Origin of the sequence: Streptomyces sp. NBC_01283, assembly GCF_041435335.1 — a bacterium.
Lineage (GTDB): Bacteria > Actinomycetota > Actinomycetes > Streptomycetales > Streptomycetaceae > Streptomyces.
The window spans coordinates 6,172,471-6,196,426 of the sequence record NZ_CP108430.1; the positions used below are offsets into that span (position 1 = coordinate 6,172,471).

At 70.0% G+C, this 23,956-nt stretch carries 24 protein-coding genes and 1 pseudogene; 11 read left to right on the forward strand and 14 right to left on the reverse strand.

Annotated features, from left to right (window positions below; translation table 11 throughout):
• Positions 1-67 precede the first annotated feature (67 nt).
• The gene (gene recO / locus OG302_RS27905; protein WP_371529279.1) at positions 68-820 is read left to right on the forward strand and encodes a DNA repair protein RecO; all 753 of its coding nucleotides are present in this window, start codon (positions 68-70) and stop codon (positions 818-820) included.
• A 75-nt stretch (positions 821-895) separates the two neighbouring features.
• Positions 896-1,717 carry an isoprenyl transferase gene (locus OG302_RS27910; protein ID WP_361827998.1) on the forward strand — a complete coding sequence of 274 codons (822 nt, stop codon included), beginning with the start codon at positions 896-898 and terminating at the stop codon, positions 1,715-1,717.
• Between the two features lie 69 nt (positions 1,718-1,786).
• On the opposite strand, the gene OG302_RS27915 is transcribed toward OG302_RS27910, so the two are convergent.
• Genes OG302_RS27915 through OG302_RS27930 form a run of 4 tightly spaced genes read right to left on the reverse strand, consistent with a single transcriptional unit; the run spans position 1,787 to position 5,007 of the window.
• The gene (locus tag OG302_RS27915; protein WP_361827995.1) at positions 1,787-2,242 is read right to left on the reverse strand and encodes a transcriptional repressor; all 456 of its coding nucleotides are present in this window, start codon (positions 2,240-2,242) and stop codon (positions 1,787-1,789) included.
• Between the two features lie 37 nt (positions 2,243-2,279).
• Positions 2,280-3,182 carry a metal ABC transporter permease gene (locus OG302_RS27920; RefSeq protein WP_371750252.1) on the reverse strand — a complete coding sequence of 301 codons (903 nt, stop codon included), beginning with the start codon at positions 3,180-3,182 and terminating at the stop codon, positions 2,280-2,282.
• Positions 3,183-3,184: 2 nt separating this feature from the next.
• The gene (locus OG302_RS27925; RefSeq protein ID WP_371529280.1) at positions 3,185-3,976 is read right to left on the reverse strand and encodes a metal ABC transporter ATP-binding protein; all 792 of its coding nucleotides are present in this window, start codon (positions 3,974-3,976) and stop codon (positions 3,185-3,187) included.
• Positions 3,977-4,017: 41 nt separating this feature from the next.
• Entirely contained in the window at positions 4,018-5,007 is a 990-nt protein-coding gene (locus OG302_RS27930; RefSeq protein WP_371529281.1) for a metal ABC transporter substrate-binding protein, read from the reverse strand.
• Positions 5,008-5,220: 213 nt separating this feature from the next.
• On the opposite strand from OG302_RS27930, the gene OG302_RS27935 reads away from it, so the two are divergent.
• Together OG302_RS27935 and OG302_RS27940 are read left to right on the forward strand one after the other, a co-directional pair.
• Positions 5,221-6,600 (forward strand): glycine--tRNA ligase, encoded by a 1,380-nt coding sequence (locus OG302_RS27935; RefSeq protein ID WP_351160301.1) that lies wholly within the window; start codon positions 5,221-5,223, stop codon positions 6,598-6,600.
• 96 nt (positions 6,601-6,696) lie between these two features.
• Positions 6,697-6,918, forward strand: coding sequence for a hypothetical protein (locus OG302_RS27940; protein ID WP_371529282.1), 222 nt, complete (start codon positions 6,697-6,699; stop codon positions 6,916-6,918).
• Between the two features lie 50 nt (positions 6,919-6,968).
• Here OG302_RS27940 and OG302_RS27945 read toward each other — a convergent pair whose 3' ends face one another.
• Positions 6,969-7,586 carry a YdcF family protein gene (locus OG302_RS27945; RefSeq protein WP_371529283.1) on the reverse strand — a complete coding sequence of 206 codons (618 nt, stop codon included), beginning with the start codon at positions 7,584-7,586 and terminating at the stop codon, positions 6,969-6,971.
• A gap of 136 nt (positions 7,587-7,722) precedes the next feature.
• Here OG302_RS27945 and OG302_RS27950 point away from each other — a divergent pair.
• From OG302_RS27950 to OG302_RS27960, 3 genes and pseudogenes are all read left to right on the forward strand, one after another.
• A pseudogene (locus OG302_RS27950) lies at positions 7,723-7,941 on the forward strand (helix-turn-helix domain-containing protein); the annotation flags it as partial.
• 1 nt (position 7,942) lies between these two features.
• Positions 7,943-8,092 carry a hypothetical protein gene (locus tag OG302_RS27955; RefSeq protein ID WP_371750402.1) on the forward strand — a complete coding sequence of 50 codons (150 nt, stop codon included), beginning with the start codon at positions 7,943-7,945 and terminating at the stop codon, positions 8,090-8,092.
• Positions 8,093-8,204: 112 nt separating this feature from the next.
• Positions 8,205-8,903 (forward strand): DUF4232 domain-containing protein, encoded by a 699-nt coding sequence (locus OG302_RS27960; protein WP_371529284.1) that lies wholly within the window; start codon positions 8,205-8,207, stop codon positions 8,901-8,903.
• 287 nt (positions 8,904-9,190) lie between these two features.
• Here the strand turns inward: OG302_RS27960 and OG302_RS27965 are convergent, their stop codons facing one another.
• Genes OG302_RS27965 through OG302_RS27975 form a run of 3 tightly spaced genes read right to left on the reverse strand, consistent with a single transcriptional unit; the run spans position 9,191 to position 11,774 of the window.
• Entirely contained in the window at positions 9,191-9,781 is a 591-nt protein-coding gene (locus OG302_RS27965) for a TetR family transcriptional regulator (RefSeq protein ID WP_361827976.1), read from the reverse strand.
• Between the two features lie 24 nt (positions 9,782-9,805).
• Positions 9,806-10,822, reverse strand: coding sequence for an aldo/keto reductase (locus OG302_RS27970; protein ID WP_371529285.1), 1,017 nt, complete (start codon positions 10,820-10,822; stop codon positions 9,806-9,808).
• A 55-nt stretch (positions 10,823-10,877) separates the two neighbouring features.
• Entirely contained in the window at positions 10,878-11,774 is an 897-nt protein-coding gene (locus tag OG302_RS27975; protein ID WP_371529286.1) for a LysR family transcriptional regulator, read from the reverse strand.
• 83 nt (positions 11,775-11,857) lie between these two features.
• Between OG302_RS27975 and OG302_RS27980 the strand changes: the two genes are divergently transcribed.
• The gene (locus OG302_RS27980; RefSeq protein ID WP_371529287.1) at positions 11,858-12,823 is read left to right on the forward strand and encodes a DMT family transporter; all 966 of its coding nucleotides are present in this window, start codon (positions 11,858-11,860) and stop codon (positions 12,821-12,823) included.
• Positions 12,824-12,877: 54 nt separating this feature from the next.
• Here OG302_RS27980 and OG302_RS27985 read toward each other — a convergent pair whose 3' ends face one another.
• The 3 genes from OG302_RS27985 to OG302_RS27995 all read right to left on the reverse strand — a co-directional run bounded on the left by OG302_RS27985 (position 12,878) and on the right by OG302_RS27995 (position 16,405).
• Positions 12,878-13,306: a protein-tyrosine phosphatase family protein gene (locus OG302_RS27985; protein ID WP_371529288.1), complete on the reverse strand. Its 429-nt coding sequence runs from the start codon at positions 13,304-13,306 to the stop codon at positions 12,878-12,880.
• Positions 13,307-13,355: 49 nt separating this feature from the next.
• A complete protein-coding gene (locus OG302_RS27990; RefSeq protein WP_371529289.1) occupies positions 13,356-14,837 on the reverse strand; it encodes an MFS transporter in 1,482 nt (493 codons plus the stop codon).
• A gap of 101 nt (positions 14,838-14,938) precedes the next feature.
• Positions 14,939-16,405, reverse strand: a complete 1,467-nt coding sequence (locus OG302_RS27995) for an MFS transporter (protein ID WP_371529290.1) — start codon at positions 16,403-16,405, stop codon at positions 14,939-14,941.
• Between the two features lie 101 nt (positions 16,406-16,506).
• Between OG302_RS27995 and OG302_RS28000 the strand changes: the two genes are divergently transcribed.
• Both OG302_RS28000 and dusB read left to right on the forward strand, forming a co-directional pair.
• Entirely contained in the window at positions 16,507-17,442 is a 936-nt protein-coding gene (locus OG302_RS28000; protein WP_371529291.1) for a helix-turn-helix transcriptional regulator, read from the forward strand.
• Between the two features lie 61 nt (positions 17,443-17,503).
• The gene (dusB, locus tag OG302_RS28005; RefSeq protein WP_371529292.1) at positions 17,504-18,634 is read left to right on the forward strand and encodes a tRNA dihydrouridine synthase DusB; all 1,131 of its coding nucleotides are present in this window, start codon (positions 17,504-17,506) and stop codon (positions 18,632-18,634) included.
• Positions 18,635-18,673: 39 nt separating this feature from the next.
• On the opposite strand, the gene OG302_RS28010 is transcribed toward dusB, so the two are convergent.
• A complete protein-coding gene (locus tag OG302_RS28010; protein ID WP_371529293.1) occupies positions 18,674-19,948 on the reverse strand; it encodes a cytochrome P450 in 1,275 nt (424 codons plus the stop codon).
• A 101-nt stretch (positions 19,949-20,049) separates the two neighbouring features.
• Entirely contained in the window at positions 20,050-21,378 is a 1,329-nt protein-coding gene (locus OG302_RS28015; RefSeq protein WP_371529294.1) for a glutamine synthetase family protein, read from the reverse strand.
• A 267-nt stretch (positions 21,379-21,645) separates the two neighbouring features.
• Between OG302_RS28015 and OG302_RS28020 the strand changes: the two genes are divergently transcribed.
• Complete coding sequence (locus OG302_RS28020; RefSeq protein ID WP_371529295.1) at positions 21,646-22,437, forward strand: acetoacetate decarboxylase family protein; 792 nt, start codon at positions 21,646-21,648, stop codon at positions 22,435-22,437.
• Positions 22,438-22,446: 9 nt separating this feature from the next.
• Here OG302_RS28020 and OG302_RS28025 read toward each other — a convergent pair whose 3' ends face one another.
• Positions 22,447-23,940, reverse strand: a complete 1,494-nt coding sequence (locus tag OG302_RS28025) for an APC family permease (protein WP_371529296.1) — start codon at positions 23,938-23,940, stop codon at positions 22,447-22,449.
• Positions 23,941-23,956: the final 16 nt, after the last annotated feature.

Sequence of the window (23,956 nt, forward strand, 5' to 3'; positions counted from 1 at the left end):
GCCAGAGGTACGGGCGATCCGGAGCCCACCGGCCACGGCTGTCGGCCCCGTACGCGAGAATGGGGCCATGAGTCTGTTCCGTGATGACGGCGTCGTGCTGCGCACCCAGAAGCTGGGTGAGGCGGACCGCATCATCACGCTGCTCACCCGCAGCCACGGCCGGGTCCGCGCCGTCGCCCGCGGCGTGCGGCGCACGAAGTCCAAGTTCGGCGCGCGGCTCGAACCCTTCTCGCACGTCGACGTGCAGTTCTTCTCACGCGGCAGCGAACTCATCGGACGCGGCCTCCCGTTGTGCACACAGAGTGAGATCATCGCTCCGTACGGTGGCGGAATCGTCACGGACTACGCGCGCTACACCGCCGGCACGGCCATGCTGGAGACCGCCGAGCGCTTCACCGACCACGAGGGCGAGCCCGCCGTGCAGCAGTACCTGCTGCTCGTCGGAGGACTGCGGACCCTCGCCAACGGCGAGCACGAGCCGCACCTCATCCTCGACGCGTTTCTTCTTCGCTCCCTCGCCGTGAACGGGTACGCACCCAGCTTCGACTCCTGCGCGAAGTGCGGAATGCCCGGTCCGAACCGGTTCTTCTCCGTGGCCGCGGGCGGCTCCGTCTGCGTCGACTGCCGGGTACCCGGCAGCGTCGTACCCTCGTCGGAAGCCCTCGGCCTGCTCGGTGCGCTGCTCACCGGGGACTGGGAGACGGCGGACGCGTGCGAGGCACGGCATGTCAGGGAGGGCAGCGGGCTTGTTTCCGCCTATCTGCACTGGCACTTGGAGCGCGGGCTCCGCTCATTGCGGTACGTAGAGAAAACCACGTAAGTACGCAGGCGCGCAGGCGCGCAGGCACGTAAGCACGTCACGTACAGAGAACAGCTAGGTAGGAGAGAGCCCCCCATGGCACGACGCGGAATCCTCGGACGGTCCCGCCGTGAGTACAAGGTCCCCGAGCCGCACCCCTCGGGCGCCACTCCGCCGAAGATCCCCGGCGAGCTGGTGCCGCAGCATGTGGCGTGCGTCATGGACGGCAACGGCCGTTGGGCCAAGGAGCGGGGGCTGCCGCGCACCGAGGGGCACAAGGTCGGCGAGGGCGTCGTCCTCGACGTGCTCAAGGGCTGCCTGGAGATGGGCGTCAAGAACCTCTCGCTGTACGCCTTCTCCACCGAGAACTGGAAGCGCTCGCCCGACGAGGTCCGCTTCCTGATGAACTTCAACCGCGACGTCATTCGCAGGCGCCGGGATGAAATGAACGAGCTCGGGATCCGGATCCGCTGGGTGGGGCGCATGCCCAAGATGTGGAAATCCGTCGTCCAGGAGCTCCAGATCGCCCAGGAGCAGACCGTCGACAACGACGCGATGACCCTGTACTTCTGCGTCAACTACGGCGGACGCGCCGAGATCGCGGACGCCGCGCAGGCCATCGCGCGCGACGTCGCGGCGGGCAAGCTCGACCCGTCGAAGGTCAACGAGAAGACCTTCGCCAAGTACATGTACTACCCGGACATGCCGGACGTGGACCTGTTCCTGCGCCCCAGCGGCGAACAGCGCACCTCCAACTACCTGATCTGGCAGTCCAGTTACGCCGAGATGGTCTTCCAGGACGTGCTCTGGCCGGACTTCGACCGGCGCGACCTGTGGCGCGCCTGCCTCGAATACGCGGGACGCGACCGCCGCTTCGGCGGGGCGATCCCGAACGAGGAAGAGATCGCCAACAGCTGACCCGCACGACCCGCACGCACGTGGGGCCCGCACCGGCTTCGGTGCGGGCCCCACATGCGTGCGTTCAGGTCACTTCTTCGCGCACTCCGCGCAGGTGCCGAAGATCTCCACGGTGTGCGCCACGTCGACGTACCCGTGGTCGGAGGCGATCGCCTCGGCCCACTTCTCGACCGCCGGGCCTTCGACCTCGACCGCCTTGCCGCACACCCGGCAGACCAGGTGATGGTGGTGGTCGCCGGTGGAGCAGCGGCGGTACACCGACTCGCCCTCGTCGGTGCGGAGCACGTCGACCTCGCCGGCGTCGGCGAGGGACTGGAGCGTCCGGTAGACCGTGGTCAGGCCCACCGAATCGCCCTTGTGCTTGAGCATGTCGTGCAGGTCCTGCGCACTGCGGAACTCGTCCACCTCGCCCAGGGCCGCCGCCACCGCGGCGCGCTGCCGGGTGGATCGGCCTCGTACCGGGGGTCCCGCAGCCGTTGTCACAGGTGCCTCCTCAACTGAAAACTCGCACGATCGCCCGCACATCTGTCATATCCCGTCGGGCCATTGTGCCAGCTCGATCTCAGACAGTGACCTCGTCGACCTCGTCCGCAGGGCGCCGCGCCGCGGGGACGCCGGCCGTGCAGGTCGCGTCGGCGGCGGCCACGGAACGGGCCCGGCGCCGGGCCAGCGGCGTCGCGAGCGCCGTCAGGACGACGAAGACGCCGATCGCCATCAGGACGATGGTCGCGCCGGGCGGCACGTCCTGGTAGTACGACGTGACGGTGCCGGACAGCGTCACGGCCGTGCCGATGACCACCGACAGGATGAACGTCACCTTGAACGAGCGGGTGATCTGCTGGGCCGCGGCCACCGGCACCACCATCAGCGCGCTCACCAGGAGCAGCCCGACGACGCGCATCGCGACGGTGACCGTGACGGCGGCCGTGACCGCGATCAGGAGGTTCAGCGCCCGCACCGGCAGCCCCGTGACCCGTGCGAACTCCTCGTCCTGGCTCACCGCGAACAACTGCTTGCGCAGACCGACCGTGACGAGCACCACAAAGGCCGCGAGCAGGCAGATCGCCGTGACGTCGGAGTCCGAGACCGTCGAGAGCGAGCCGAAGAGGTACGAGGAGAGGTTCGCGTTGGAGCCGGTGTCCGAGAGGTTGATCAGCAGGACACCGCCCGCCATGCCGCCGTAGAAGAGCATCGCGAGGGCGATGTCGCCGCGCGTCTTCCCGTACGCCCTGATCAGCTCCATCGTCACCGCGCCGACGACCGAGATCAGCGTGGCCATCCACACCGGGCTCGAATTGAGCAGGAAGCCGAGGCCGACGCCCGTCATGGCGATGTGGCCGATGCCGTCGCCCATCAGGGCCTGGCGGCGCTGGACGAGGTAGATGCCGATGGCGGGGGCCGTGATGCCGACGAGGACGGCGGCGATCAGCGCCCGCTGCATGAATTCGGTCTGGAAGATTTCCATCATCAGGTCAGCAGTCCCGTGCGGATCGGCTCGTGCTCGTCGGCCGAGTGCGGATGTACGTGGTCGTGGCCGGGCAGCGCGTGCTGGCCCGTGGCCTTGGGCGGCGGACCGTCGTGGGTCACGCAGCCGTCGCGCAGGACGACCGCGCGGTCGATCAGCGGCTCCAGGGCGCCGAGCTCGTGCAGGACGAGCAGGACCGTCGTACCGGCCGCCACCTGCTCGCGCAGGGTCTGCGCGAGGATCTCCTGGCTGGCCAGGTCGACGCCCGCCATCGGCTCGTCCATGATCAGCAGCTCCGGCTCGGAGGCCAGCGCGCGGGCGATGAGGACGCGCTGGTGCTGGCCGCCGGAGAGGGCGCTCACGGAGTCCTTGGCGCGGTCGGCGAGACCGACCAGCCCGATGGCCCGGTCGACCGCCGCGCGGTCCGCCTTCGACGTCCAGCCCAGCTTCGTGAGCTTCGTGCGCGAGAGACGGCCCGACGAGACGACCTCGCGGATCGTCGCGGGGACGCCGCTCGCGGCCGTGGTGCGCTGCGGTACGTAGCCGATGCGGGCCCACTGCCTGAAGCGCTTCAGGGGGGTGCCGAAGAGGCTTATGCCGCCGCCGGTGAGGGGGACTTGGCCGATCACGGAGCGGACGGCGGTCGACTTGCCCGAGCCGTTCGCGCCGAGCAGGGCGACGACCTCGCCGGGCCTGACGGTGAGGTCGATGCCGCGCAGCACCGGGCGCGCGCCGAGGGTGGCCGTGGCCGCCCGTACGGATATGACGGGCGGGGCGGGCTCAGTCGCTTCCATGGCTTCCATGGCGGGCGCCTCCGATGCTGCTAGCGGTTCTTTCACTTCGCGCCGAGGGACTTCTGCAGCGCGGCGAGGTTGGACTCCATGACCCCCATGTAGTCATCGCCCTTGGACTTGTCCGTGATTCCCTCCAGGGGGTCCAGGACGTCCGTCTTGAGGCCCGCGTCGTCCGCGAGGGTCTTCGCGGTCCTGTCGCTGGCGAGGGTCTCGAAGAACACCGTGGAGACCTTGTCCTTCTTGGCGATGTCCTGGAGCTCCTTGATGCGGGCGGGGCTCGGGTCCGACTCGGGGTCGACGCCGGAGATGCCCTCCTGGTCCAGGCCGTAGCGCTCGGCGAGGTAGCCGAAGGCGGAGTGCGTCGTGATGAAGGTCTTGGACTTGGTGTTCCTCAGGCCGTCCTCGAACTTCGTGTTCAGGGCGTCCAGCTTCTTGACCAGGGCCTTGGTGTTCTTCTTGTACGCCGCCGCGTGGTCGGGGTCGGCCTTCTCCATCGCCTTGCCGACGCCCTCGGCGACCTCGGCGTACTTCACCGGGTCGAGCCAGATGTGCGGGTCGGTACCGGCTTCGCCCTCACCCCCGTGCTCGTGTGCGTCTTCCTCGGCGTGCTCTTCGCCCTCGTCGTGGCCGTGGTCGTGGCCGACGCCGGTGCCGTGCTTCTCCAGCGTGGTGAGCTTCGCGGCATCCACGGTGTTCTTCACGCCGGACTGGCCGATGGCGTCGTCGACGGCGGGCTGGATGCCCTTGAGGTAGAGGATGAAGTCCGATTCGCCCAGGAAGGCGGTCTGCTTCGGGGTGAGCTCCAGGTCGTGCGGCTCTACGCCCGGCTTGGTCAGGGTGTCCACGGAGACGTGGTCGCCGCCGATCTCCTGGGCCAGGTACTGCATGGGATAGAACGACGCCGTCACGTTCAGCTTGCCGTCACCGTTCTTGTCCGCGGCGCTGGAGGACGAGCAGGCGGTCAGGGCCGTGAGGCCGAGAACCGTGGCGGAGGCGACGGCTGCGGTGGGTATGAGGCGACGTACGTTCATGACACTCATTTTCAACAAATCTGGAAACGATTGTCAACTAGCTCTCGCCGCGGACCCCGGCGAGAGGCCGCTCCGGGCCCCGATCGGAGGCCGCTCCGGGCTCTGATCAGAGGTCGCTCCGGGCTCCGATCCGGAACCGATTTGATTAGGGGGGTAAGGCCGCCGGTAACCTGAAGCATTCGCTTCGCCCACCGTCGTAATGAAGAGAGCACCGTGGCCGCCGACAAGATCGACAGCATCGTCAGCCTGAGCAAGCGCCGTGGCTTTGTTTACCCGTGCAGTGAGATCTACGGCGGCCAGCGTGCCGCCTGGGATTACGGGCCGCTCGGCGTCGAGCTCAAGGAGAACCTCAAGCGCCAGTGGTGGCGCTACATGGTCACTTCGCGTGAGGACGTCGTCGGCATCGACTCGTCGGTGATCCTGGCCACGGAGGTCTGGCAGGCCTCGGGTCACGTCGCCACGTTCTCGGACCCGTTGACCGAGTGCCTCTCCTGTCACAAGCGCCACCGCGCCGACCACCTGGAAGAGGCGTACGAGGCCAAGCACGGCCGTCCGCCCGAGTCGCTCGCCGACGTCAACTGCCCCAACTGCGGCACCAAGGGCCAGTTCACCGAGCCCAAGCAGTTCTCCGGCATGCTCTCCACGCACCTCGGCCCCACGCAGGACAGCGGCTCCGTCGCCTACCTGCGCCCCGAGACCGCACAGGGCATCTTCACCAACTTCGGCCAGGTCCAGCAGACTTCGCGCAAGAAGCCGCCGTTCGGCATCGCGCAGATGGGCAAGTCCTTCCGCAACGAGATCACGCCCGGCAACTTCATCTTCCGGACCCGCGAGTTCGAGCAGATGGAGATGGAGTTCTTCGTCAAGCCGGGCGAGGACGAGAAGTGGCAGGAGTACTGGATGGAGCAGCGCTGGAACTGGTACACCGGCCTGGGCCTGCGCGAGGAGAACATGCGGTGGTTCGAGCACCCGAAGGAGAAGCTCTCCCACTACTCGAAGCGCACCGCTGACATCGAGTACCGCTTCCGCTTCGGCGGCAGCGAGTGGGGCGAGCTGGAAGGCGTCGCCAACCGCACGGACTACGACCTCTCCGCGCACTCCAAGGCGTCGGGCCAGGACCTGTCCTACTTCGACCAGGAGGCCGGCGAGCGCTGGACCCCGTACGTCATCGAGCCCGCGGCGGGCGTCGGCCGCACCATGCTGGCGTTCCTCCTCGACTCGTACATCGAGGACGAGGCCCCCAACGCCAAGGGCAAGCTGGAGAAGCGGACCGTCATGCGCTTCGACCACCGCATCGCGCCGGTGAAGGTCGCGGTCCTGCCGCTCTCCCGCAACCCGGAGCTCTCGCCGAAGGCCAAGGGCCTGGCGACGGCCCTGCGGCAGAACTGGAACATCGACTTCGACGACGCGGGCGCCATCGGCCGCCGCTACCGCCGCCAGGACGAGATCGGCACGCCGTACTGCGTGACGGTCGACTTCGACACCCTGGACGACAACGCGGTGACGGTGCGCGAGCGTGACTCGATGAAGCAGGAGCGGGTCTCCCTCGACCAGATCGAGGGCTACCTCGCCTCGCGCCTGGTGGGCTGCTGACGCGTGGCTTCCACTCGGCCGCCCGCTGAGTGAAGCTTGAAAGAAGCCCCCGGTTCCGTGCACGGAACCGGGGGCTTCTGCTGCACACTGTTCGCCATGCCTTCGATGACCACGAGCAAGGTCAGCAGATGGGACCAGCACGGGCGCGAGCATGTGGTGCACCTGCAAAAGGCGGGAGTGCAGCGGCAGTTGAGCTGCGACACATGCGGATGGGGGAAACGGGTCCAGTTCCTGCCGTGGCTGAAGGCGGAGGAACACCTCGCGGAGGAACACCTCGCGGAGGAACATCAGGCGACGGTGGACCCGTCGGTGCCGTAGGACTCCTGGGGCGGCGCTGACACGGTGGCCTTCAGCCTCCTTCAGCGTCTTCAGCCGTCCTCTACGGTTCGGTCGCCCTGAAGGCCGCGCAGGGTCCACAGCCCGTACAGGGCCAGCAGCGGTTTGGCGACCAGCCACTCACCGGGTCGGTAGTCATCCGCACACACGAGCCTCTCGGCAAGATCAGGGCGCTGCCGCCGCAGGTACGCGCGGGCCTTGAGCGCGTGAGCGGGCTGGGAGGCGATCTTGATGCGGTCTGCGTCCTCCAGCAGGGGGATCACGTTCGTGATGTTCTCCCACGTCGTCGCGCTCTTGTCCTCGAGAAGCACCGGCCCGTCGTACGCGAGCACTCCCTGTGCGTAGTCAGCCATCAACTGGGCCTCCGTAGCACCGCCGCTGGTCGCACCGCCACTGAAGATCAGGCGGGTGTCACACGCGGGGTCGGCGGCGATGGAACGAATCCCGGCACGGACCCGCCAGCGATTGATGAAGTTCGCCGTCGCCCGAGGGTTTCGGAACCCCAGCACGACCACGGCCTCGGACCCGGCTTCGGAGCCACCCCCGCCGCTTCCCGTGAGAGCCCGGGACCAGCGCCAGTTCACCCACTCGCCCCAGGCCAAGGCCACAGCCCCGGCCGCGGTGATCGCCAGCCCCGTCCTCCGTCGCATGCGGCGACTCTAGGACATCTCGATACAACTGGCGTCATGGCACTGGCCAGGGACAACTTGTCCGCGGTTCGAACCACCCTTCATCAGGTTCCCGGTTCGCGTCAGGATTGGCCTGTCGAACAGAGGAGGCCCGACGATGGACCGGGCGTTGCTGGCGGATTTTCTCCGTACGCGTCGTGAGGCGTCGCAGCCGGAGGACCTCGGACTTCCCCGCGGGCGGCGGCGCCGTACCGGCGGGCTGCGGCGCGAGGAAGTGGCGGCGCTGGCCGGGATGTCGGCCGACTACTACAGCCGGATCGAGCAGCAGCGAGGTCCGGCACCGTCGGAGCAGATACTCGTCGGGCTCGCCCGGGGACGTGGAACTCCCGGTCCCCGCGGCCGGGGAGGTCCGGATCCGCGTCGCCGCGACGTCGTTCAACCCGGTCGACGGCAACATCCGCGCGGGCTTCATGCAGGACCCCATCCCGGTGACGCTGCCGCGCACCCCCTTGATCGGGTGCGGGTGATCTCCGTTAGGCGGACGTTAGCGGGACGGCAACTGGGCAGTAGCGGCCTCCAACAGAGTGGGTGCTGTTCCCGAGGAGGGAGCACCACCCACTACTCACCGGAGGATCCGCCATGCGCTCCACCACCACCATCCGTGGAAACCGCCGCCGCAACCTGCGCTTCGCCGCCGCGGCCCTGACCGTGGCCGCGGGCCTCTCCCTCACCGCCTGCGGCAACGGCGACTCCGGAAACGACTCATCCGCGAAGGGCTCCTCGTCCTCGTCCTCGTCTGCGGAGGGCGGCGCGAAGGCGGAGGGCGGCTCGGGCTCCGGCGGCTCGACGGCCGGCAACGCCGCCAAGGCGGGCTCCGGGAAGGACACCACGGCAGAGGCAGCCGCCAACAACGCGAAGCAGACCAGCACCAAGGTCACCTTCTGCAAGACCGAGGACCTGGCCATCGACGCAGTCGACGCCGCGCCCGACGAGACCTCCGGCAGGATCAACATCACCATGATCAACCGGGGTTCGACCACCTGCTCGGCGACCGGCTTCGCGGGCGTCGACATCAAGGACGCCGACCACACCTCCAACCCCATCGAGCGCGGCCCCGCCCAGCCCCGCGTCACCACCCTCAAGCCCGGCGACGCCGCCGTCTTCAACCTCGCCTACACCATCGACAACAGCGGCAACAGCCTCACGTCCCCGACCAACATCCTGGTGACGCCCCCCAACGAGACCCACACCGTGACCCTGGACTGGCCCGCGGCCGCAGGAGACATCAAGGGCGCCTACACCGACGTCCAGGTCTACCCCACCCACACCACCAACTAGAGCCGGTGCCCGGGCCAAGTAGAGCCGGTGCCCGCGGCCGGCCCCACCGGCCCCACCGGCCCCTCAGGCCGCGAGTGGCTGGCGACCGGCTGGTCAGTTGCAGCGAAATCCCACGATCGAACCCCAGGCAAGAAGATGAGCGAGCGGCGAAGTACGCGTTCGTCGCGGGCAGCTCGGCAGCTCGGCAGCTCGGCAGGTCGGCAGGTCAGCGGGCCCACTGCCGGGCGGCGGTGAGGCTGGTCAGGCTGACGCCCCAAGCGCCCGGCGGGAAGAACCTGCAATTCGCTTCAGGGGCGTAGGCCGCGTACCACCAGGTCGAGCACTGCCGTGAAGGCGGATTCGATGTCGGGCTTCGACCATTCCCCCGCGTAGGCCGGGTCGTGGAAGCGGTTGGTGGCGTCGAAGACCGCTCGGGCGGCCATCGCCGGATCCGGGTGCGCGGGCGTCAACTCGCCCCGCTGCACGCCCTCCACGATGATCACCTCAAGCTGGCCGACCAGCTCCCCGATGTGTGTCGCGACCACGGTGCTGCTCTCGCCGAGCAGCACCGAGTACGTGGCGAACAGCTCTGGATCGTCACCAGCCTTGCGACGCTTGGCCGCGAAGAGTGCCGACATCCACCGGCGCAACCGGACGTCCGCGGACACCGACCGGTCCTCGACGATCAGCACCAACTCGCCCGTCGTACGGTCGAGCCACCGCTTCGTGACCGCCTCGCGCAGCTCCGCCTTCGTACGGAAGTGGCGGTACACCGTGCCGTGGCTGACCCCCAGCGCGCGGGCCACGTCCACCACCGTGGCCTTCGCCGCGCCATGGCGGCGCAGCATGTCCTCCGTGGCTTCGAGGATGCGCTCGGGTGTCAGGGTGCCGGTTGCCATGAAGGTGACCGTACCCGGACGAGATCAGTGCTCGCTGTCGAGGTGTGCCATCTGTGCGGCCGGGTAGCGCGCGCCGGCTGCCGCGCCCGCGGGGACCGCCTGCTCGATAGCGGCGAGGTCGGCGTCGTCGAGGGTCACGTCGAGCGCACCGAGTGCCTCGGAGAGGCGGTCGCGGCGGCGGGCGCCGATCAGGGGCACGATGGTCGCGTCGTGCCGCGGGGCCTGCGCGAGCACCCAGGCGATCGCGGTCTGCGCGACGCTGACGCCCTTCTGCTCGGCGATCTTGCGGAGGGCGTCGACGAGGTCGAGGTTCCGGTCTAGGTTCTCGCCCTGGAAGCGGGGGCTCATGGAGCGGAAGTCGTTCGCGGCGAGCTTGCGGTCACGGGAGAAGTGGCCGGAGATGAGGCCGCGGGACAGGACTCCGTACGCCGTGATCGCGATGCCCAGCTCGCTGACGGTCGGCAGGATCTGCTCCTCGATGCCGCGGGAGATGAGCGAGTACTCGATCTGCACGTCGGAGATCGGGGCCGTGGCGGCGGCGCGGCGGATCGTGTCGGCGCCGACCTCCGAGAGCCCGATGTGGCGCACGTGCCCCTTCTCGACGAGCTCGGCGATCGCGCCGACGGTCTCCTCGATGGGTACGTCCGGGTCGATGCGGGCGATGCGGTAGACGTCGATGTGGTCGACGCCGAGCCGCTGGAGGGAGTACGCGGCGAAGTTCTTGACCGCCGAGGGCCGCCCGTCGTACCCGGACCAGCCGCCGTCCGGGTCGCGGAGGGCGCCGAACTTGACGCTGGTCTGCGCCTGTTCGCGGCGCGCGGCGGGGGCGGAGCGGAGGGCCTCGCCGATCAGCATCTCGTTGTGACCCATGGCGTAGAAGTCGCCGGTGTCGATGAGGGTGACGCCCGCTTCGAGGGCGGCGTGGATGGTCGCGATGGACTCCGCGCGGTCGGCGTCGCCGTAGAGCGCGGACATGCCCATGGCGCCGAGGCCGAGGGCGGAGGTGTGGGGGCCGGTGGTTCCGAGGGTGAGAGTACGCATGCATTCACCATGCCATGACAGATGACAGATTTCAATATCTGTCATCTGTCATGGGCTATCTGCCAGCAGAGGCCCGTCCGAGCAGGAGGTCGGTGACCAAGGCAAGCGGCGCCCAGTTCAAGCGCCCATGCCCCGCGACCGCGTACGCGCGCAGCTCGACGTCGGGGCCCGCCAGTGGGAGGAACCGCACAGCCGGGAAAGTCGCCGTTCCGACAGGTAGGAGGCCTACGCCGAGGTTGGCGGTGATCATGCCCTGCACGAGGTCGAGGCTGTCGGCCTGGTGGGTGATGCGCGGCGTGAAGCCCGCCATCGAGGCGAGGGTGCGGATCACGGTCTCGTCCGCCGTATTGCGGGAATTGACGATCCAGTCGTGCTCGGCGAACTGCGCGAAGACCTCCAGAGTGCTCCCCTCCCGGACGCCCTTCGTGGCCGGGACCCCCAGGCCCCAGCGTGCGGTCCACAGGGCGGTGGTGTGCAGGGCGGGGTCCTCGGCCGCCGGTGCCAGGTTGTAGTCGTAGGTCAGGGCCAGATCCGTGCCGTCCTCGGTGAGGAGCCGCAGCGCCTCGGCGGGTTCGTGTTCGCGGATCAGGACGCGGAGGCGCGGATGGCTCTCGGCGAGGCCGGTGATGACGGGCAGCAGCTGCTCGCGGATGGCGGTGGCGAATCCGGCGACGCGCAAGGTGCCGTTGGGTTCGGCCTCCGGGGCGAGGTCGTGGCGCGCGGCCTCGACGGCGGCGAGGATCGTTCCCGCGTGCTCGGCGAGACGGCGGCCCTGGGGCGTCAGCCGTACGCGGCGTCCGCTCGGCTCGATCAGCGCGGTGCCCATCTCCTGGGCCAGGGCGGCGACCTGCTGCGAAACCGTCGAGGTGGTCGTGCCCAGCGTGTCGGCCACCGCTCGCATGGAACCGAGCCGGGACAGTTCCACCAGCATCCGCAGACGTCGTGTCTCCATCACCGTATTGTCCATGATTCACGAACGGATCGTTCGGAATCGGCACGTGGACGCGAATGGTTCGACTCACGTCTACTGCGACCATGAACCTGCCGGGACCTCGCATACCTGTACGCCTGCCCGTACGCCTGCCCACCTCCGCGACCGGAGGGCTGATGGCCGTGACGTCCATGTCCGCCATCCAGCTCGGTCTGGCCCTGTCGATCCCGCTGACGGAACAGCTCGGCGCCCTGGGCGCGACGGGGCTGCGCCTGGGGTGGGCGGGCCTTCTCCTCCTGATCCTGGTCCGTCCCCGGCTGCGGGACTTCGCCGCCCGCAATCTGGGGGCGTGCGCCCTGCTGGGCGCGGTGAGCGCGGGCATGATGCTGTTCTTCATGCTGGCCGTGACGCGCCTGCCGCTCGGCACCGCAAGCGCCCTGGAGTTCCTCGGTCCGCTCGCGGTGTCCTTGTACGGCCCGGGCAGGGGGCGCAAGTACTGGACCGTCCTCGCCGCCCTCGGGGTCCTGGCGCTGACCGAACCCTGGCACGGCGGCATCGACCCCGTCGGCGCGGGCTTCGCCCTGGCCGCCGCGGGGTGCTGGGCGGCCTACATCCTGCTGACCCAGCACGTGGGAGACACGGTCACCGGCCTGAACGGTCTTGCGATCTCGATGCCCGTCGCGGGCATCATCGGTCTGCTCGTCGCGGCCCCCTCCGAGCTGGCCCGCGTCACCTGGCCGCTGCTGGCCGCCATGCTGGGCCTGGCTCTCCTGGGCGCCGTCCTGCCCTTCGTCCTCGAATTCCTCGCCCTGCGCCGGCTGACCACTTCGGCGTTCGGCACTTTGATGAGCGTGGAGCCCGCCATCGCGCTCCTCGCCGGCCTGTTCGTGCTCGGCCAGATGCCCGGGCTCGCGCCCGCGGTCGGCGTGCTGCTCGTGGTGAGCGCGGGCGTCGGCGCCGTGCGGAGCGGGGTCCGCCCCGCTGCTGACCCCGCTGACCCCGCCGACCCCGCCGAGTCCGACGGCCCCGCTGCCGTCCCGCGGGAGCCCTCTGCCGGGCAATTCGTGTAGCGGACTCGTGTAGTGAACTCGTGCAGCGGAGCCGCCGGGAGGGCGCGGAACGCGTCAGCCGAAGCGCTTCACGAATCTCCGCTGCCACGGCGTCTCCACCGCCCGTGGCGCGTAGTGCTCACGCACGTATGCCACCGCCTCGCCGCTCGGTACGCCGTCCAGGACCGCCATGCATGCCAGCGCCGTGCCCGTACGGCCCTGGCCGCCACCGCACGCGACCTCGACCCGTTCGGTCCCCGCTCGCTCCAGTGCCTCGCGCAGGGCGGTGGCCGTCGCCGTGCGGTCGGTGGGGAGGCGGAAGTCGGGCCAGCGCAGCCAGCGGAACTCCCAGGCCACGGCGGGCGGTTCCTTGCCCAGGAGGTACAGCGCGAAGTCGGGCGTCGGCCCGTCCGGGAGGGGGTGCCGCAGGCCTCGGCCGCGGACGAGGCGGCCCGAAGGGAGTCGAAGTACGCCTGATGCAGAGGATTCCCACGTCGCAGTCACGGCGCGAGCGTAGTGCTGGGGTGGAATCGACGTGCTGCCGGCGTTCAGCTCACGGCCTGGCCGACTGCTGATCGGGGTGTGCTGTGCCCGCACGTCGTCCCTGGGGCATGGCCTCCAGGCGTTCCGCCGTGCGGCGTGCTGTTTCCCTCGCCCAGTGGCCGCTGGTCAGCGCGCCGAGGAGCAGGACCGCGAGGCCGCAGCCCGCGATGATCCACCAGGCGGGGCGGCTCGCTTCCGTGAAGGCGGCCGCGTACGACGAGGATTCCACCCCGGAGGCAAGCACCGCGCCGATGACCGCGACGCCCAGGGTCTGGCCGATCTGGCGGCTCGTGGAGGCGACGGCGGCGGCGACGCCCGCCTGGGAGCGGGGCATTCCGGAGACGGCGGTATTGGTGATGGGTGCGTTCACGAAGCCGAAGCCGAGGCCGAAGAGGACGTATCCGAGGAAGAGTGTCGCGTTCGTGGTCTCCGCGTCGAAGGCGGCGAACAGGACCCCCGAAGCCGTCATCGTGACCCCCGCGATCAGGAGCGGCAGGCGCGGGCCCCGGCTGCCGACGAGTCGGCCGGACAGCGGGGCGCAGATCAGTGTCATGGCGGCCATCGGCAGCATCCATACGCCCGCGTGCAGGGCATTGAGTCCGCGGACGTTCTGGAGGTAGAGCGTGGAGAGGAAGAGGAATCCGCCCAGTGCCGCGAAGGCGCAGACCGCGATCACGGTGGCCCCGCTGAACGGCGCGGAGCCGAAGAAGCGCAGGTCGATGAGGGGGTCGGCGCGGCGCGGCTCGTAGGCGACGAGGCCGAGGAGGGCCAAGAGTGACGCGGCTGCGAACGCGATGATCAGTGGTGATGTCCAGCCCGCCGTGGGCGCCTCGATGATCGCGTACGTCAGGGCGCCGAGCAGCACGATGACCAGGAGCTGGCCGATGGGGTCGGGGCGGCGGGCCTTGGGGGCGCGGGACTCGGGGACGTAGCGGATGGTGAGGAGCAGCGCCGCGAGGCCTACCGGCAGGTTGATCCAGAAGATGGAGCGCCAGCCGACGGAGTCCACCAGGAGGCCGCCGATGATCGGGCCCGCGGCCATGGAGATGCCGACGACGCCGCCCCAGACACCGATGGCGCGGGCCCGTTCGCGCGGCTCGGTGAAGGTGTTGGTGATGATCGACATCGCGACCGGGTTGAGCATGGAGCCGCCGACCGCCTGGAGCATGCGGAATGCCACGAGGGACGGGAGGTTGGGGGCGAGGGAGCAGGCGACGGAGGCGGCCGTGAAGATCACGAGCCCCACCTTGAAGATCTTCTGGCGGCCCACGCGGTCAGCCGTCGACCCCGCCAGCATGAGGAGTGCGGCGAGTACGAGGGTGTAGGCGTCGATCGTCCACTGCATGCCCGAGATGCTGGTGTCGAACTCCCGCGCCATGGTGGGCAGGGCGACGTTCAGGACGGTGTTGTCGAGGCTGACGATGAGCAGGCTCATGCAGCAGATCGCGAGGACGAGCATGCGTCGGCGGTGCGTGAGCTCTGGCGCTGGCATGCACCCGACGGTATCCCGGCGAACTGTGGGCCGCGTCTGCGGGCGGCGCCCTACTGCTTGGGCCTCTGCACCACCCCCGAGCCCCCGCCGCGACCGCCCCCTCAACCAAGCCTCCGCGGCAGTCGCAAGCTCAGCAGGGCGAGGCCCGCGAGGCCTGCCAGTTGGGTGCCGAGGATGATCGCGAACGCGTGCCGCATTCCCAGGGCCGGTATCAGGGCGAGGAACAGTGAGCCGAGGGTGGCGACGCCGAGGGCCAGGCAGGACTGCTGGACCGTTGCTGCGAGGCCGCTGCCCGCGCCCGCGCGTTCGGCCGGTACGGCGGCGAGCACGATGCGGTAGTAGAGGGCGAGCTGTACGCCCTGGCCGACGCCGCACAGCGCGAGGCCGGGGGCGAGGACGAGCGGGGTCAGTGACGCCCACGGAGTCCACAGCACCGTGAGCGCGAGGATGGCGAGGCCGGTGCCGTGCACCAGCGCGCACACCGTAAGGGCCCGGCTGCCGAGCCGTGTCACCAGCCGCGGGGCGAGCATCGACGCCGCGAACTGCGCGACGCCCATGGGGATCAGGGTCAGTCCGGCCTTCAGGGGGCTGAAGCCCAGCCACTGCTGGAGCGTCACCGCGCTGACGAACATCCAGCCCGCGAAGCCGGTGAAGATGGGCAGGCCGATGGCCAGTCCCTTCCGTACTCCCGGCTCGCGCAGCAGGGACGGGGGCAGCAGTGGACTGCCGCCGGTGCGTTCGGCGCGCAGCTCGACGCGGGCGAACGCCCAGGCGAGGAACGGCGCGGCGATCAGCGAGAGCAGCGACCACAGGGGCCAGCCCGCGGCCCGTCTCTCGGTCAGGGGCAGCAGCAGCGCGATCAGGGAGGCGGCGAGCAGGAGCGTGCCGGCGATGTCGCCGCGGGCGGGCCGCTCGGCGCGGCTGTCCGGCACCGAGCGCACCGCGCACAGCAGGGCGCCGACCGCGACGGGTGCGTTCACCAGGAACACCGCGCGCCAGCCGGTGCCGGCCAGGTCGGCGGAGACCAGGACCCCGCCGAGCACCTGGCCGAGGATGATGGAGATGCCGCCCACCGAGCCGTAGAGGGCGACCGACTTCGACCGCTGCTCGCCCCGCGTCGTCGCGTGGATGGTGGCGAGGACCTGCGGCAGCATCAGCGCGGAGGCGGCGCCCTGGGCGACACGCGCCCCGACCAGCCACCAGGCGCCGGGTGCGAGCCCGCAGGCCAGCGAGGTCACGCCGAAGGCGGCGACGCCCCAGAGGAACAGCCTGCGGCGCCCGTACGTGTCGCCGAGTCGCCCGCCGAGGACGAGCAGCACGGCGTACGCGACGGCGTAGCCCGCGACGACCATCTCCAGGGTGGCGGGGGACGCGCGCAGGTCGTGTTCGATGCTGGGCAGGGCGACGTTGACGATGAAGAAGTCGATCATCGGGAGCGCGGCGCCGAGCAGGATGGTGACCAGGCCGAGCGGGGTCAGGGCGCCCGGGGGAGTCTGAGGGCGGCCAGGGGAGGCCGGGGCTGCCGGGGTGGGCTTCAGGACGTGGGCCGTGGAGTTCGTGAGGTTCACGAGTACGACGGTCGTCGCATCGTCAGCCTGGTACCAGAGTCTCTTTATCCTGGTACCTGTACTACCTGGAAACAGGGTCGCCGGGCAGGCAAGCTGTTCCCATGGACACCGCACAAGCCGGCACCGCGGACACCGGGGCGCCGGCGCAGCCCGACCGCATCCGCCGCAGCGAGCTCGCCGACTTCCTGCGCAGCCGCCGCGAGCGCATCACGCCCGAGCAGGCGGGCCTGCCCCGCGGCCCGCGCCGCCGTACGCCGGGCCTGCGCCGCGAGGAGGTCGCGCACCTCTCCACGGTGGGCGTCACCTGGTACACGTGGCTGGAGCAGGGCCGCGCCATCCACGTCTCGGCGCAGGTGCTCGACGCGCTGTCCCGCGCCCTGATGCTGGACGCCGGTGAGCGCGCCCACCTCTTCCAGCTCGCGGGCACCGCGGACCCTTCCCCGGCCGCCGAGACCGCGTCGGTCCCACCGGGCCTCCTGCGGATCGTCACCCAGCTGGAGCCGTATCCGGCCTGCGTGCAGAACTCCCGCTACGACGTCCTCGCCTACAACGCCACGTACGGGCATCTCCTCACCGACCTCGACGTGCTGCCGCCCGAGGACCGCAACTGCATGTGGCTGACCTTCACGCACCCCGCCTGGCAGGCCGCCATGGAGGACCGGGACGAGACGATGCGCCGGATGGTCGCGAGGTTCCGGGCGCGGATGGCCGGGCATCTCGCGGACCCGGCGTGGAAGACGCTGCTCAGGAGGCTGAGCAAGGCCTCGCCGGAGTTCTGCGAGCTGTGGGAGCGGCATGAGGTGATGCAGGCCGTGGACAAGTCCAAGCGGTTCAACAACCCGCTCGTGGGGCCGCTGCATTTCACGTACCACGGGCTGTGGCTCGGCCCGGCCGAGGGCCCGCGCCTGGGGACGTACGTCCCGGCGGACGCGCGCTCGCAGGCGGCCACGGAGGAGCTGCTCCGGTTGGTGAAGGCGGGCCGTACGGGCACTCCTATGGCCGGTCGCAGGGGCACTCCCGCGGATGAGGGACAATAAGAGGTCTGCCCCGGCTTTCCCGCATCGCACCGACACAGCTCGCCCCGGAGGATCCCGCGCCATGGAGCCCCAGCTTCAGATCGGCCCGCACGCCGTGCGGCCGCCCGTCGTGCTCGCCCCCATGGCGGGCATCACGAACGCGCCGTTCCGGACGCTGTGCCGGGAGTTCAGCGGGGGCAAGGGCCTCTTCGTCAGCGAGATGATCACGACGCGCGCCCTGGTCGAGCGCAACGAGAAGACCATGCAGCTGATCCACTTCGACGAGACCGAGAAGCCCCGGTCCATCCAGCTGTACGGCGTCGACCCCGCGACGGTCGGCAAGGCGGTCCGCATGATCGCCGAGGAGAACCTCGCCGACCACATCGACCTGAACTTCGGCTGTCCCGTCCCCAAGGTCACCCGCAAGGGCGGTGGCTCCGCGCTCCCGTACAAGAGGCCCTTGCTGCGGGCGATCCTGCGGGAGGCCGTCAGCGGTGCCGGGGACCTGCCCGTCACCATGAAGATGCGCAAGGGCATCAACGACGAGCACATCACCTTCCTCGACGCGGGCCGCATCGCCGTCGAGGAGGGCGTCACGGCGATCGCCCTGCACGGCCGCACGGCCGCCCAGCACTACGGCGGCACCGCCGACTGGGACGCCATCGCCCGCCTCAAGGAGCACGTCCCCGAGATCCCCGTCCTCGGCAACGGCGACATCTGGTCGGCGGCCGACGCGGTGCGGATGATGGCCGAGACCGGCTGCGACGGAGTCGTCGTGGGCCGCGGTTGCCTCGGCCGCCCCTGGCTCTTCGCGGACCTGGTGGCCGCCTTCGAGGGCACGGGCGCGCCCAAGGCCCCGGACCTGCGCGAGGTCTCGAAGGTCATGCTCCGCCACGCGACCCTGCTCGGCGAGTGGATCGGCGACGAGGCGCGCGGCGTCATCGACTTCCGCAAGCACGTGGCCTGGTACCTGAAGGGTTTCGCGGTCGGCTCGGAGATGCGCAAGCGCCTCGCGATCACCTCGTCCCTCGCCGAACTGGAGGACGGGCTCGGCGAGTTGGACCTCGACCAGGGGTGGCCGACGGGCGCGGACGGTCCGCGCGGCCGTACGTCGGGCAACAACCGCGTCGTCCTGCCGGACGGCTGGCTGAAGGACCCCTACGACTGTGCGGGCATCAGCGAGGACGCGGAGCTGGACACGTCCGGCGGCTGATTCTCACCCGAGAGCTCGCCTCAGCTTTTACCTCGGAGCTCACCTGAGAGTCACCGTGACCGGCAGCTCCTTGATGCCGTTCACGAAGTTCGACCGGACCCGCCGCACCTCGCCGGTCACCCTGACATCGGCGAGCCGCGGCAGCAGCTCCTCGAACATGATCCGCATCTCCAGGCGGGCCAGGGAGTTGCCCAGGCAGAAGTGCGGGCTGCCCTTGCCGAAGGTGACGTGGTCGATGTTCTCGCGCGTCACGTCGAAGCGGTACGGGTCCGGGAAGACGTCGGCGTCACGGTTGCCCGAGGCGAACCACAGCACCACCTTGTCGCCCTCCCTGATCAGTTTGCCGCCCAGCTCGACGTCACGGGTCGCCGTCCGCCGGAAGTGGTAGACGGGCGAGGCCCAGCGCAGGCACTCCTCGACGCCGCCCGGGATGAGCGAGGGGTCGGCGGTGAGCTTGGCGTGCTCCGCCGGGTGGTCGATCAGCGCGAGCATGGAGTGCGAGATGGCGTGCCGCGTCGTCTCGTTGCCCGCGACGACGAGCAGCAGGAAGTAGTTGTCGAAGTCGGTGGGGGAGAGCGGGACACCGTCCTTGGGTGAGTTGTTCACCAGCGTGCTCACCAGATCCGTGCCGTCGCCGCCCCGCCGTTTCGCCGCCAGCTTCCGCCCGTACTCGAAGACTTCGAGTGCGGCGGGGGAGCGGAAGGGCAGATTGCGGTACTGCTCGCTCTCCGCGCTCCCCAGAAGCACGTCGGCGTAATCAGGATCCGTGTTGCCGATGATGCGGTTGCCCCAGTCGATGAGCTGCTGGGTGTCCTCCTCCGGCACGTCGAGCATCCGCGCGAGGACATTGATCGGGAAGTCGGCGGAGACCTCCTTCACGAAGTCGAACGAGCCCTTGGGGAGCGCCGCGTCGAGGGTGCGGGCCGTCAGGCCGCGCAGGAACGTCTCGTACGTGGCGACCGCGCGCGGCGTGAACTGCTTCTGCAGGATCAGCCGCATCGCGCGGTGCCGCATGCCGTCGGTCTCCAGAAGGGAACGACGCAACGCGATGTAGTCCTCCTCGACCTCTTCGAGGTTGGTGAACCGCATCGAGGTGAAGGTGTCCGGGTCGCGGTCCACGCGCACGATGTCCTCGTGCCGGGTGACCGCCCAGAAGCCGGAGTTGGGCGCGGGTTCGGGCTGCCAGTGGACGGGGTCCTCCCGGCGCAGCACGTCGAACATCCGCCAGGGCAGGGCGCCGTCGGTGAACTTGTCGTTGTCGGCGAGGTCGACGTCGGACAGGGCCAGGGGTGGCGGCTCCGTGACCGTACTCATGGACGTACTCCTTCGGATCTCGGTTCGGGTGTCGCGGTCGGACGATGTCGGCTGAGGCCATCCGCGGCCATCCGAGGTCGTCCAGAACCTTCCCTCCGGGATCAGATGAGGAAGGCGTACTCCGTGAACTCCCATTCGGTGACGTGCTGTTGGAAGCGTTCGATCTCATTGCGCTTGTACGTGAGGAAGGCTTCGGTGAACTCCGCGCCCAGGAGCCCGGTCAGCGCTTCGTCGGCCTCCAGGGCGTCGAGCGCGGCGCCGAGCGTGCCGGGGAGACGGGGCGCGGAGTCCTCCTGGTAGCCGTGGCCCTCCAGCGGGGCGGGCGGCTCCGCCTTGTCGCGGATGCCGAGGAGCAGGGCGGCGACGGTGCCCGCCATGACGAGGTAGGGGTTGGCGGAGGCGTCGCCGAGCCGCAGCTCCAGCCTGGTCCCCGATCCCCTCTCCGGCGGTATCCGCAGCATGGCGCTGCGGTTGTCCAGGCCCCAGTCGATCAGCCAGGGGGCGAGGGTGTCGGGGCCGAAGCGCTTGTAGGAGTTGATGGTCGGGTTGAGCAGGGCGCTGAGGGCGGGCGCGTGGCGGAGGAGCCCGGCGATGGAGTGCCGGGCCGTCGTGGAGAGCCCGTCGGGGGCTTCCGCGTCCTCGAACACGTTGCGTCCGGCGCCGTCGACCAGGGAGACGTGCAGGTGGAAGCCGGAGCCGCCGAGTCCGTTGAACGGCTTGGCCATGAAGGTCGCGAGCCGTCCCTCGCGGCGGGCCGTCTCCTTGACGGCGGCCTTGAAGCGGAAGGCTCGGTCGGCCGCGTCCAGGGCGTCGGAGTGCCCGAGGTTGATCTCGAACTGCCCGCCGTCGAATTCGTGGTTGCCCGCGATGACGCCGACGCCGAGGGCGTCGAGTGAGCGCAGGGTCCGCAGGAGGTGGCCGTCCGGGTCGCCGCGGCGGCCGGCGCTGTAGACGTTGCCGGTGGCGCCCCCGTACACGGCCCATCCGGAGGGGGCGGCGGGGTCGGCGTCGCACAGGAAGTACTCGAGCTCGGGCCCGACGACCGGGGTCACGGCGCCGCCGGCGTGCTCCTCCGCACGCTCAAGTACCCGCCGCAGCAGGGCGCGTGGTGATTCCGGGGTGGGTTCACCGGTGGCGGGATCGAAGGTGTCCCCGAGGCACCAGGCGACGCCGGGTTCCCAGGGCAGAGCCTGGAGGGTACTCAGATCAGGCCGTACGGAGACGTCCGGCAGCCCTGCGTCGAGCCCGCCGGGGACGGGGACGACGTCGCCCCGGGGGGTGGTGTGGTAGACGGCTCGGCAGAAGGAGAGCCCGTGTCCGCAGGCCGTCGGCAGATGTCCTATGAGGATGTCCCGGCCGCGGTCGGCGCCGAGGAGGTCCGGGTAGATCACGCGGACCACGTCCGTGCCCTGCGCTTGCAGCGCTTCCATTGCTGCTGTTGCGGCTGCGCTCGTTTCACTCACCCGTGGTCCAGCCTTTCTGCGAGGTGGATCGGGCTTATCGTTTGAGACCAAACGATAGAAACCCCCGGGGGTCCGCGCAAGCCCCTTCGGGGGGATCGGGGGGTAACTGGACGCGACCTGCGGGGCGTTGCCCCACGCGGGGGTCCCTGTATCGGCGGACAACGGCACCCCGTGGCGCTCAAACCGGCGGAGGCATATCGTACGGATCCAAACGACGAGCGAAGGAGTCTGGCCATGGCCCGAGTTCAGGGATTCTTTCCGCCCAAGTCCGCCACGGGCCGCTCCTCGATCATCCCGTCACCGCCCTGGCACTACTCGGGCGACCTGCTCACCGTCGAGTACCGCACCGACCCCGCCCGCGTCCGCGAACTCCTCCCCGCGCCCCTCGATCTGGCTGCCGACGACCCCGGCGCCGTCGCCCTCATCTGGGCCGACTGGCAGTCCTGCGGGGACTCCAGGGAGGAGCTGCTCGACCCGGTGCGGTCCCAGTACAAGGAGTGCTTCGCCGTCGTGCGCTGCGAGTACCGTGGCCGTACCTACTCGCGCTGCGTCTACATCTGGGTCGACAAGGACTTCGCCATCGCCCGCGGCAACCACCAGGGCTACCCGAAGAAGCTCGGCTCGATCCATCTCACGCGCCCGCACCCCTTCGGTCCCGCGCCCCGCATAGAGGGGGGCGCCACCTTCGGTGCGACGCTCGCCGCCGCCGACCGGCGCCTCGCCCAGGCCGTCGTGACCCTGCGCGAACCCTCCGAGTCGAACGGATTCGTCAACGCCCACCCCATGGCCCACCACCGCCAGCTCCCCTCCATAGAGGGGAAAGGGATGGCGCTCGATGAGTTGATCGCATCCGGTGCGGCTTCCTTCGAGGGGGGTCGGGCCTGGTCGGGTGAGGCGGACCTCGACCTCTTCGACGTGCCCACCGAAGAGCTGGCCGCGCTGACGATCGAGGAGCCCATCGGCGCGTACTACCGTCAGGTCGGCGTCACTTGGAACGGCGGGACCCTCCTGGAGACGAGCCTGTGAACCGCAGGCCTACTGCCCCGCCCCCGTACCGATCCCCGCGTACGTCTCCGGTCGCACCCTCCGCAGCCAAAGCCCCCACACCACCCCCGCCGCACCAGTGGCGAGGATCAGGCACGGCAATATCCACCGCAGCGGATTCCCGGGCGAAACCCCCAGCTGCACGCTGAAGTTGGTCAGCGCCAGCCAGAAGAAGACGGCGAGGGCGACGCCCGAGAGGAGCGGGGCGGCGAGCCGGTTCCACAGGGGCTCGCTCAGTTCGCGGTGGCGGACGAAGTAGGCGATGACCGAGGCCGACGTGGCGAGCAGGAGGAGGATCACGCCGAGGGCGCCGAGATTGGTCAGCCAGGTGAAGACATCCATCACCGGGTCACGCCCCGCCAGCGCGAAGACACCGATGACGACGACACTGAGGGCGGTCTGGAGCAGGGAACCCCGGTGCGGTGACTTGTGCCGGGGGTGGAGCGCCCCGAGCCCGCGCGGCAGCACACCCTCCCGGCCCAGCGAACGGACGTACCGGGCAACGGCGTTGTGGAAGGAGAGCAGCGCGGCGAGCAGGCTGGTGATGAGGAAGAGCTGTGCGAAGTCGGAGAAGGCGGAGTTGAGCCCGCTGCTGCGGTCGCTGAGGAAGAACAGCATCTCCGGGCCCTGCTCCGCCGCGACCTTCGTGGCCTGCCCGGTGCCGGCCCCGCTGATCATCGCCCACGCGGTGGCGGCGTAGAAGACACCGATGAGGCCCACGGCGATGTACGTGGCGCGCGCCACCGTGCGGCGCGGATCACGGCACTCCTCGCTGTAGAGCGCCGCCGACTCGAAGCCCATGTACGCGGCGAACACGCAGCACAGCGCGACCCCGAGCGCGCCGTCCGTCGCGGCGGCCCGCGTGAACGGGGTGGCGGAGATCCCCTGCGGGGCGTCGGCGAACATCCCGATGTCGAAGACCAGCACGGTGCCGAATTCGAGTACGAGCAGTACGGCGAGCACCTTCACGCCCAGGTCCACGCGCCGGTAGCCGAGCGCACCCACGACGACCGTGCAGGCGAGGACGAGCGCCCACCACGGGATGTCGGCGCCGGTCTTGGATTCGATGAACTGCGAGGTCGTCGCCCCGAAGAGCCCCGCGATACCGATCTGCATCGCGTTGTACGCGAGCAGCGCCACGAAGGCCGCACCGACACCGGCGGTACGCCCGAGCCCCTGCGCGGTGTACGCGTAGAACGCCCCCGCACCCGTGATGCGGCGGCTCATCGCCGCGTATCCCGCACTGAAGAGCGCGAGGACGACGCCGACGAGGAGGTAGAGCAGGGGTATGCCGAGGATCCCGGTGACGCCGAGGGACTGCGGTATGCCGCCCGCGGCCACGGTGAGCGGGGCCGATGCCGCCACGACGGCGAAGACGATGCCGGTGACGCCGATACGGCGCTCGGGCGCGAGGGCGGGTGCGGAGGCGGGGGGAGGCGGCGGTGCGGGAGCGGGCATGGGCGTGCCGGGGTGATCGATGGTCATGCCGGGCCTCCGGGGA

Excerpts from the sequence above, each read along its gene's own strand:
- OG302_RS27970 (WP_371529285.1), bottom strand. The coding sequence starts at position 10,822 with ATGCGTACTCTCACCCTCGGAACCACCGGCCCCCACACCTCCGCCCTC.
- OG302_RS27930 (WP_371529281.1), bottom strand. The coding sequence starts at position 5,007 with ATGAACGTACGTCGCCTCATACCCACCGCAGCCGTCGCCTCCGCCACG.
- dusB (WP_371529292.1), top strand. The coding sequence starts at position 17,504 with ATGGAGCCCCAGCTTCAGATCGGCCCGCACGCCGTGCGGCCGCCCGTC.
- OG302_RS27925 (WP_371529280.1), bottom strand. The coding sequence starts at position 3,976 with ATGGAAGCGACTGAGCCCGCCCCGCCCGTCATATCCGTACGGGCGGCC.
- OG302_RS28010 (WP_371529293.1), bottom strand. The coding sequence starts at position 19,948 with ATGAGTACGGTCACGGAGCCGCCACCCCTGGCCCTGTCCGACGTCGAC.
- OG302_RS27920 (WP_371750252.1), bottom strand. The coding sequence starts at position 3,182 with ATGGAAATCTTCCAGACCGAATTCATGCAGCGGGCGCTGATCGCCGCC.
- OG302_RS28020 (WP_371529295.1), top strand. The coding sequence starts at position 21,646 with ATGGCCCGAGTTCAGGGATTCTTTCCGCCCAAGTCCGCCACGGGCCGC.
- OG302_RS27940 (WP_371529282.1), top strand. The coding sequence starts at position 6,697 with ATGCCTTCGATGACCACGAGCAAGGTCAGCAGATGGGACCAGCACGGG.
- OG302_RS27975 (WP_371529286.1), bottom strand. The coding sequence starts at position 11,774 with ATGGAGACACGACGTCTGCGGATGCTGGTGGAACTGTCCCGGCTCGGT.
- OG302_RS27910 (WP_361827998.1), top strand. The coding sequence starts at position 896 with ATGGCACGACGCGGAATCCTCGGACGGTCCCGCCGTGAGTACAAGGTC.
- OG302_RS27945 (WP_371529283.1), bottom strand. The coding sequence starts at position 7,586 with ATGCGACGGAGGACGGGGCTGGCGATCACCGCGGCCGGGGCTGTGGCC.
- OG302_RS27980 (WP_371529287.1), top strand. The coding sequence starts at position 11,858 with ATGAACCTGCCGGGACCTCGCATACCTGTACGCCTGCCCGTACGCCTG.
- OG302_RS27990 (WP_371529289.1), bottom strand. The coding sequence starts at position 14,837 with ATGCCAGCGCCAGAGCTCACGCACCGCCGACGCATGCTCGTCCTCGCG.
- OG302_RS27960 (WP_371529284.1), top strand. The coding sequence starts at position 8,205 with ATGCGCTCCACCACCACCATCCGTGGAAACCGCCGCCGCAACCTGCGC.
- OG302_RS28025 (WP_371529296.1), bottom strand. The coding sequence starts at position 23,940 with ATGACCATCGATCACCCCGGCACGCCCATGCCCGCTCCCGCACCGCCG.
- OG302_RS28015 (WP_371529294.1), bottom strand. The coding sequence starts at position 21,378 with ATGGAAGCGCTGCAAGCGCAGGGCACGGACGTGGTCCGCGTGATCTAC.
- OG302_RS27915 (WP_361827995.1), bottom strand. The coding sequence starts at position 2,242 with ATGTGCGGGCGATCGTGCGAGTTTTCAGTTGAGGAGGCACCTGTGACA.
- OG302_RS28000 (WP_371529291.1), top strand. The coding sequence starts at position 16,507 with ATGGACACCGCACAAGCCGGCACCGCGGACACCGGGGCGCCGGCGCAG.
- recO (WP_371529279.1), top strand. The coding sequence starts at position 68 with ATGAGTCTGTTCCGTGATGACGGCGTCGTGCTGCGCACCCAGAAGCTG.
- OG302_RS27965 (WP_361827976.1), bottom strand. The coding sequence starts at position 9,781 with ATGGCAACCGGCACCCTGACACCCGAGCGCATCCTCGAAGCCACGGAG.